The sequence below is a fragment of the Pseudomonas sp. TTU2014-080ASC genome (genome assembly GCF_001446935.1).
GTDB lineage: Bacteria > Pseudomonadota > Gammaproteobacteria > Pseudomonadales > Pseudomonadaceae > Aquipseudomonas.
The window spans coordinates 168267-175352 of record NZ_LKKK01000016.1 but is presented as its reverse complement, the minus strand read 5'-3'; the positions used below and the strand labels follow the sequence as shown (position 1 = coordinate 175352).

Genomic DNA, 7086 nt, shown 5'->3' with positions numbered 1-7086 from the left:
TGCGCCATCATCAGAAATCCGACAGTATCCATGCCCAGCTTGCGGGCGAAGGTGATGTGCTGTTCAGACACATCCGCTTCGGTGCAATGCGTGGCAACACGGATGGTGTTAACCCCCAGATCGTGAGCCATTTTCAGGTGATCGACTGTGCCGATGCCGGGCAGCAGCAGGGCCGATACTTTGGCCTTTTTCATCAGCGGGATCACCGCCGAGAGGTATTCCTCGTCGGTGTGAGCCGGGAAGCCATAGTTCACTGAGCGTCCGCCCAGGCCGTCGCCATGGGTGACTTCAATCAGCGGGATACCGGCTTCATCCAGGCCAGTGGCGATTGAGCGCATTTGCTCAAGGCTGATCTGGTGACGCTTGGGGTGCATGCCGTCGCGCAGGCACATATCGTGGACGGTGATTTTCTTGCCGCGAAGATCCATGCTGCACTCCTTATGCGGTAGCGGTTTCGGTGGTTTGATTGAGCAGTGTTTCGGCGAACATTTCGGCCGTACGAGCTGCAGCGGCGGTCATGATGTCGAGGTTGCCCGCGTACTTAGGCAGGTAATCACCCAGGCCTTCAACTTCCATGAAGATCGACACACGGTTGCCGTCGAACACCGGGCCGTTGACCAAGGTATAACCCGGCACGTACTTCTGAACTTCTTTGATCATGGCGTCGATGGCCGCGCTAATACGCGCCTGATCCGGCTCGCCTTCGGTCAGGCAATGCACGGTGTCACGCATGATCAGTGGTGGCTCAGCCGGGTTAATGATGATGATGGCTTTACCCTCTTTAGCTCCGCCGACTTTTTCGATGGCGCTGGCCGTGGTGCGGGTGAACTCATCAATGTTTTTACGGGTGCCGGGGCCGACGGATTTCGATGCTGCTGTGGCGATAATTTCTGCATAGGCCACCGGCTGCACACTGGAGACCGCAGCTACCAACGGAATGGTGGCCTGGCCGCCACAGGTAACCATGTTGACGTTCATGGCCCCGGATTCGAGGTTGGCTTTGAGGTTGACCGGCGGTACACAGTACGGGCCAATCGCGGCTGGCGTCAGGTCGATCATCAGCACACCCAGCTCATTGAGCTTGCGGCTGTTTTCGGCGTGAACGTATGCGCTGGTGGCATCGAAGGCGATGCGGATGTCGTCTGCCTTTACGTGCGGAAGCAGGCCATCAACACCATCGCTGGTGGTCTTCAGACCCATTTCACGGGCACGGGCCAAGCCTTCTGAGGTGGCATCAATGCCGACCATCCAGACCGGCTCAAGGTATTCACTGCGCTGAAGTTTGTACAAGAGATCGGTGCCGATGTTGCCCGGCCCGATCAGGGCGCATTTGATTTTTTTACTCATGATGTTCTCCCTAGAAAACGCGCAGGTCAGTCAACGAAGCGCAGGGTGGAGGTGCCCAGCCCGCTAAGGCTGAGGCTGATTTCATCGCCTGGGCCTACAGGGACCAATGGAGCCAGTGCGCCGGACAGGATGATTTCGCCTTTGCGAAACGGAATGCCGAACTCGCCGAGTGTGTTGGCCAGCCACGCTACGGCAGCGCATGGATGCCCTTGTACGGCGCTGCCGAAACCATGGCCTGCAGGCTGGCCATTTTTCAGCATGTTCAGTTCAACCTTGGCCAAATCCAGATCGCGGGGGCTGATGCGTTGTTTGCCCAGAGCAAACACACCGCATGAGGCGTTATCTGCCACGGTGTCCTGAATTTTGATTTGCCAGTTGTGGATGCGTGAGTCGACGATCTCAAAGCACGGCACGACAAACTCGGTTGCCGCCAGCACGTCATCTGCTGTGATACCTGGGCCAGTCAGGTCTTCTGCGAGGATGAAGGCAATCTCGCCCTCGGCTCTTGGCTGGATCAGTTTGTGGGCGCGCATGCTCACATCGCTGCCATCTTCGACCTGCATTTTGTCGGTCAAAAAGCCAAAGTCCGGTTGGTGGACATTGAGCATGTCCTGCACGGCTTTGCTGGTGACGCCAATCTTTTTGCCAATGATCCGCTCACCTTTCTCTTGGCGCAGATTCAGCGCACGAAGAGAGATGTGGTAAGCATCTTCAATGGTGAGAGAGGGGTGGTGTGCAGTCAGCGGCTCAATGGTTGCACCGTCGCGCAGCGCTTCGTACAGACGCTGTGCTAACTGCTCATGTAATTGTTGTTGTGCGGATGCGGTTAGGGTCTCAGGCATTGCTTAATCCTCTACTCAGGCATGGCGATATCATGCGTGAGTGAGAATTTCAGGTCCTCACCCTATTGGATTATGCGGATGCGTTAAGTGGCGATGGTGTGTCGGTGAGGCTGTCTACTCTGAGTGGATGAGGTTGGTCCGTGGCGTGGCAGGTAGTCTTTGCTGACTACCTGGGAGAACGCAGTTGAAGGCACATGTGTCCACACCACCGGCTGTATCACGGCAGCAATTGCATGCCATGACCGGCGTTTATGCCGTGTTGTTGTTGCTGGGGCTTGAAACCACATTGGGCGGTGCAATTCTGCCGCAAGCTGCGCAAACGCTGAATGGCATCGAACTTTTTGGCTGGCTGGGCACCTTTCAAATGCTGGCGGCTGCCTGCATGACCCCGGTGACAGCCCGACTGGGTGATATCTGGCGGCGTAAGTGGCTGGTATTTGCATCGGTTGTGTTGCTCATTGTCGCCGGCACGATTGCCGCAGCAGCAACCTCGATGGAGGTGTTGCTGGCCTCCCGGATCATCAATGGAATCGCGATTGGGATGATGGCGGGCGCTGCATTCGCCGTGCCTGTGGATGTTTTTTCCGACCCCAGCCAACGTGTGCGCTGGCAAAGTCTCAGCGGGGTTATGTTCGCAGTATCGAGCAGTATGGGGCCAATTCTTGGGGCGTTACTGATCGAGCTTTTCGGCTGGCGTTTTGCGTTACTGGCAGTTCCTGTGGCGTGTTTGCCAGTGTTATGTGTACTGCTGTCGATGCCGGATATGCAGCCCCGGCAAGCATCGAAACAGCGTTTTGATTTACCCGGTGCGGTGTATCTGAGCCTGTTTATTGGCAGCTCGTTGTTTGGCTTGCAGTCACTGGGCAAGAGCCAGAGTGCGGCGGGCTACCTGCTCGTTGCAGTGCTCAGCCTGTATTTGTTCTGGGGCCAGCAACGTCGCGCAGAACAGCCAATTCTGGCGCTGGAGATCTTGCAAAACCTGCAAGTAAAGCTAATTGCCCTGAGTACCTTGGTGAGTGGGGCTGTGCTGTCTGTTCTGTTGTTTTACAGCCCGCTGTTGTTAACCACGCTGACCGGCATGAGTTTCCGTGACGCCGGGCTGGCCATGCTGCCGATGTTGATCGGGATGCCCACGGGCAGCGTGATTAACGGTTTTCTGTTCCGCAAACTGTCACGGCCACGGATGTTGTTCTGTGTGGGGGCTGTAACGCTTTTCTGCGGTATGGCGATATTGGTGTTCATACCCTATGGATTACCTATTTCAGGGCTGATGGCAGGCTATGCCCTGTGCGGATTGGGCCTGGGCTTTATCAACCAGAACCAAAGCGTTTTTATCCAAATCGTTACGCCAAGGCAGTTTGCCGGTGCTGCAACGGGGCTGGTTTCAACGGTTCGCAGTTACGGTGGCGCACTCGGAAGTGCGGCCCTGAGCCTGGCGTTACTCACTGCGGGCCTGCATCAAGGGCTGATCATTGGTTTGTTGATCAGCTTGGGGTGCGCGTTGTTGGTTATTCCCATCACGGTAAGGATTTTTCTGGATGAGTCTGCCTAGTTTGTTTATCCCCCACGGCGCAGGTCCGTGTTTTTTTATGCAAGGGCATCCGGGCTTTCCGGATATATGGGAGCCGCTGGGTGATTGGCTGCGTGGACTTGCAACGCAGATCGGGCAACGACCACGGGCGATTCTGGTCGTTTCTGCACATTGGCAAAGCCCGGTTTTCAGCGTTACAGCATCTGCCAAGCCAAGTTTGCTCTATGACTATTATGGGTTTCCCGCTCACACCTACTTGCTTAAGTACCCGGTTAGTGGGTCGCCGGAGCTGGCCGGCAGGGTGTGTGAACTATTGCGCGCAGGGGGCTTTGAGGCACAGCAGGACCCACAGCGCGGTCTTGATCACGGGGCTTTTATTCCCCTGATGTTGAGTTACCCGCAGGCTGATATTCCGGTGCTGCAACTGTCGTTACAGCGCCAGTTGGATGCTGCTCAACACTTGGCCGCCGGACGCTGTTTGGCTGCGCTGCGGGATGAAGGGGTGCTGATCGTTGCAAGCGGCATGTCGTTCCACAACATGCGCCCTGATCAGAACCAATTGGCTGAGCGGGCACGCGCTTTTGATGAGTGGCTCAATGAGGCAATGACCGCGGCCCCAACTGAGCGTTGGGAACGGTTATGTAATTGGCAGCAAGCGCCTTACGCACGCTTCGCGCACCCTACAGAAGAGCATCTGGTTCCGCTGATGGTGGTCTGTGGTGCGGCGTCTGAAGAGCCCGCCCAGCGAATTTATAGTGAACGCTTGGCGGGGCTTGTGGATGTCTCGGCGTTTCGCTTGGGTTAGAGCGTTTGGATATCGCTCTGGCCGAAGTACGCGCGCATTGAGGTGATCAACCCTTGCTCGTTGAAGGTCATCAAATCAATAACGCTGACCCGAATCACGTTCTCCGGGGTTTTCACCACGGCAGTAAATGCCATGGCAGCGGCGTCGGCCATGCTGGCTCTGATCGGCGCGTCGAGCTCAAGTTTGGCGCCTGATTGCAACGAGCTGGCATAAAACTCCCTGATGGCTGTGTGGCCTGTTTTGGCCGGGCTGCCGTAGGGGTCTTCGACGCTCGCGTCAGGCGCGTAGAGGGCTACGATGGCCTCCAGGTCGGCGCGGTTGAAGGCGTCGATGTAAGCGTGCAGCGCTTGCTTCATCTGGGCTTCTTTGCTCATGGTGGGTTCCTTTCAGATGCTTTGATGAGATGGGGTGGAGAGGGCGCTGTAATCGACTTGGCAAAGCCGCTCAGAGGTTTCCCAGAGCCATTGAGCAAGGGCTTGATCCTTGGCGATGGGCGCGACTCGTGCGGCTTTGGGAGCACCTTTCATCTCGCCAATTCCACCTGGGCCATAGAAACCGCCCGGCTCAACGTCTTTCAGCGTGGCCGCATACAGCAGCGGCAGGGCACCTTGATCAGCATCCTGCCCGAGCAGTGGCATCACCACTTTGAGTACCACACCGACCATGTTGTCTTTCCAGCCCAATTGGCCTTGGCGGCTACGGTTGCTGCCGATGCCCGTGCGCGCAACGCCGGGGTGAGCGGCCACACTGATCAACCTGGTGCCAGCTTCTTTGGCGCGGCGCTGCAGTTCGCGGGCGAACAGCAGATTGGCCAGTTTGGTCTGGTTATAGGCGCGCTGGGCCTCGTAGTTGTTGTTCAGCTGCAGGTCATCACGATCAATTTTGCCCTGACGGTGAACCAGGCTTGAGGTGGTAATCACGCGTGGCTCTGGGCTTGCCAGCAACAGTGGCAGCAGCAGGCTGGTGAGGGTGAAGTGGCCCAAGTGTCCGATGGCCAGGGTCAGCTCATGGCCTTCCGGGGTGCGACTGGCTTTGCTCAGGGGCTGGATGCCAGCGTTGTTGAATAACAGGTCCAAGGGTTGCTCGGTTTGCAGCAACGACTCGGCGAAGCTTCTTACCTGTTGCAGCTTGCTCAGGTCCAGGCGAGCAAAATGGGGTTGGGCAAATGGGTGTAGTTGGTTGATCCGCGCAATCGCTGCATGCCCACCTTTTTCATCAAGATCGGCAATGATGACTTTTGCTCCGGCCTGAGCCAGCGCTTTGGCAGTCTCAAAACCAATACCGCCAGCGCCTCCGGTAACCAGCGCAGTTTTACCCTTGAGATCGGGCATGCTGAGTTCATGCTTTTGCATCGTTTGAAGTCGCCTTACTTGTTGTTTTAGGAATGGCAAATGCAGTGATCAGGGCAGTGGCCAGCAACGCAGCGGTGCAGGCCAGAGCGAGATCGTATGAATAATGTTCCGCCAGATAGCCGATCAGGATGGGGCCAGTGACCATGCCCAAATCCGCCGACATCTGATAGGTCGAGATAACGGTGCCACCATGGCCGTTGGCCGCATTTCCGGCGGCCACGGCAGCCGAGGTGGTGCAGAATGCAGTGCCCAGCCCCATAAAGGCCAGGCCGATAAGATAAGCCGTCAGCGAGTGGCCGAGCTGGATGATCAGGAAGCTGAGCAGCACGCTGAACATTCCCAGCAGCAGTGTTTTCTTCACGCCCCATTTATCTGCCAACTGACCGGCTTTGGGCAGTACCAGTGTTTGCGCCAGTGCTCCAACCGTCAGACCAATACCAATCCATTTTGCTGGCTGGTTAAGCACGGTCAGCAGGAACAGCGGCAGAACTGAAACGCGCACGCCATACACGGCAAAGCCCACAGAAAAGTTACTGGCCAGGGCGGAACGATATGAGGCGAGTTTGAGTGCGTCTCTGACCCGTGTCGGGACTGCGCCGGACGCTTTATCTTTGCGCTGGGCGTGGCGTTGATTGCGCAGCAAGATCAGGGCAACCAAGCCGGCCAGCCCCGCGCCTGCGCCGTAAATAATGAACGGCAGACGCACCGACAGATCAACAAAAATGCTGCCGATGGCTGGGCCGCTGACGGTGCCGATGTAATAAGCCCCCATAAACAGGCCGGTGGCTTTACCTCGGTGGCCCGGGTCAGTGGTGCGCAGCAACAGGCTCATGGCGGAGATGCTGTACAAGACTGAGCCTACGCCACATAAACCCCGGTAAATCAGCAAGTCCTCAGCAGAGCGTGAAAACCCGGCTGCGACACTGGCTGCGGCCATAATGAACAGGCCGCTGACCAGCAGGCGGTATTCGCCCCAGCGGTTGCTCAACACGCCGCCGGGCCAGGCCATTAACAAGCGCGCCAGAGGGAAGGCGGCGATGATCAGACCGACCATCGCACTGCCAACCCCCAAGCTCTGTCCGAAGACCGGAATGGCCGGTGACTGAATACCGAAGCCCACTGCGGAGATGAAACTGATAACGCACAGGCAGCGTACTTCCAGAGAGATACCGCTTAGCCAGCCGCTACCTGTGGTTACCGGGTTCATAG

At 57.2% G+C, this 7086-nt stretch carries 7 protein-coding genes and 1 pseudogene; 2 read left to right on the top strand and 6 right to left on the bottom strand.

The window, feature by feature from the left end:
* The 3 genes and pseudogenes from AO726_RS20565 to AO726_RS20555 all read right to left on the bottom strand — a co-directional run.
* Positions 1-428, bottom strand: a pseudogene (locus AO726_RS20565) (4-hydroxy-2-oxovalerate aldolase); the annotation flags it as partial.
* A gap of 10 nt (positions 429-438) precedes the next feature.
* On the bottom strand, positions 439-1347 hold the full coding sequence (locus AO726_RS20560; protein ID WP_058069986.1) for an acetaldehyde dehydrogenase (acetylating): 909 nt from the start codon (positions 1345-1347) through the stop codon (positions 439-441).
* 26 nt (positions 1348-1373) lie between these two features.
* Complete coding sequence (locus AO726_RS20555; RefSeq protein ID WP_058069985.1) at positions 1374-2189, bottom strand: fumarylacetoacetate hydrolase family protein; 816 nt, start codon at positions 2187-2189, stop codon at positions 1374-1376.
* A gap of 184 nt (positions 2190-2373) precedes the next feature.
* Between AO726_RS20555 and AO726_RS20550 the strand changes: the two genes are divergently transcribed.
* Together AO726_RS20550 and AO726_RS20545 are read left to right on the top strand one after the other, a co-directional pair.
* Positions 2374-3741: an MFS transporter gene (locus tag AO726_RS20550; protein WP_152987334.1), complete on the top strand. Its 1368-nt coding sequence runs from the start codon at positions 2374-2376 to the stop codon at positions 3739-3741.
* Positions 3728-4525: a DODA-type extradiol aromatic ring-opening family dioxygenase gene (locus AO726_RS20545; protein ID WP_058069983.1), complete on the top strand. Its 798-nt coding sequence runs from the start codon at positions 3728-3730 to the stop codon at positions 4523-4525. Before AO726_RS20550 ends, AO726_RS20545 begins: the two co-directional genes overlap by 14 nt.
* Here AO726_RS20545 and AO726_RS20540 read toward each other — a convergent pair.
* The 3 genes from AO726_RS20540 to AO726_RS20530 are packed head-to-tail and all read right to left on the bottom strand — an operon-like array spanning position 4522 to position 7084.
* On the bottom strand, positions 4522-4899 hold the full coding sequence (locus AO726_RS20540) for a nuclear transport factor 2 family protein (RefSeq protein WP_058069982.1): 378 nt from the start codon (positions 4897-4899) through the stop codon (positions 4522-4524). The genes AO726_RS20545 and AO726_RS20540 overlap by 4 nt on opposite strands.
* A 12-nt stretch (positions 4900-4911) precedes the next feature.
* The gene (locus tag AO726_RS20535) at positions 4912-5856 is read right to left on the bottom strand and encodes an oxidoreductase (protein ID WP_206542524.1); all 945 of its coding nucleotides are present in this window, start codon (positions 5854-5856) and stop codon (positions 4912-4914) included.
* Between the two features lie 7 nt (positions 5857-5863).
* Positions 5864-7084 (bottom strand): MFS transporter, encoded by a 1221-nt coding sequence (locus AO726_RS20530; protein WP_058069980.1) that lies wholly within the window; start codon positions 7082-7084, stop codon positions 5864-5866.
* Positions 7085-7086 lie beyond the last annotated feature (2 nt).

Bases quoted from the DNA above. Each gene is read 5' to 3' on its own strand.
- AO726_RS20560 (WP_058069986.1), bottom strand. From the start codon at position 1,347: ATGAGTAAAAAAATCAAATGCGCCCTGATCGGGCCGGGCAACATCGGC.
- AO726_RS20555 (WP_058069985.1), bottom strand. From the start codon at position 2,189: ATGCCTGAGACCCTAACCGCATCCGCACAACAACAATTACATGAGCAG.
- AO726_RS20545 (WP_058069983.1), top strand. From the start codon at position 3,728: ATGAGTCTGCCTAGTTTGTTTATCCCCCACGGCGCAGGTCCGTGTTTT.
- AO726_RS20540 (WP_058069982.1), bottom strand. From the start codon at position 4,899: ATGAGCAAAGAAGCCCAGATGAAGCAAGCGCTGCACGCTTACATCGAC.
- AO726_RS20535 (WP_206542524.1), bottom strand. From the start codon at position 5,856: ATGCCCGATCTCAAGGGTAAAACTGCGCTGGTTACCGGAGGCGCTGGC.
- AO726_RS20530 (WP_058069980.1), bottom strand. From the start codon at position 7,084: ATGAACCCGGTAACCACAGGTAGCGGCTGGCTAAGCGGTATCTCTCTG.